Annotated in this window: 1 protein-coding gene; it reads right to left on the bottom strand. The window is 26.9% G+C overall.

The features are described 5' to 3' along the window. Nucleotides 1-64: 64 nt before the first annotated feature. Nucleotides 65-797: acyltransferase family protein (locus AC1DPZ_RS28335; RefSeq protein WP_477409824.1), on the bottom strand; the 733-nt coding region annotated here is incomplete at its 5' end.

Here is a 797-nt window from a genome sequence, read left to right as displayed (position 1 = left end):
GAATTATTATCATTAGTTAGTATTTTTAATGTTTTGATAGTACTTAAGCAATAAAATTCAGGTATTATACCAGCTTATGCCGTTCACACCATTTAAAAACAAGTTGTCCTACTTTCACTGCTGGCTTTTCAAGCATATTAAAAGAAATAACAGAAAATAAACAAATTAAAACAAAGGCAATGAAACACGATAGAAACATAAAATAAATCCCCGGTCCAATTGTAAGTAATGCTATCAATTTACTTAAAAACGGCTGATGAAATAAATAAAAGCTATAACTTATTGTTCCTATAAAAGAGATTAGTTTAAATAGATAGTTATATAACTTGCCGTGTATTTTATTACTATAAAGGAACCATTCCATTATCATAACGTATAACAATGTTATGATATATGGGCCAAAATATTTATAAAGAATAGAAAATCTAACCAGCGGAAAAGAAATTAAGATTAAAATAAGCCAAATTCCACTTACATTAAAAATTCTTTTTTTATGATAAAAAGCATGTGCCAGGTGGGCCCCCAGTACCCAAATAATCCAATATTTGAGAACAGATGTTTCATAAACGATAGAATTTATATGATAAATTATTTGAAAAAAATTTGCCACAATACTTAAACCTATGACAAATGCCAACGCAGTTTTAGAACCGTATTTTTTAAAAATTACTAAATATAAAGGGTATATAAGGTAAAATTGAAATTCTAAAGCTAATGACCAAAAAGATCCATTTATTCCATAAAAATATTTATTACTTAAGTTATGCAGAAGGAATATATGGCTAATAAAGTTACTC

Source organism: Mucilaginibacter sp. P4_G9 (assembly GCF_056400985.1).
The sequence above is the reverse complement of the archived record's forward strand: the minus strand, read 5'-3'. Positions and strand labels throughout refer to the sequence as shown.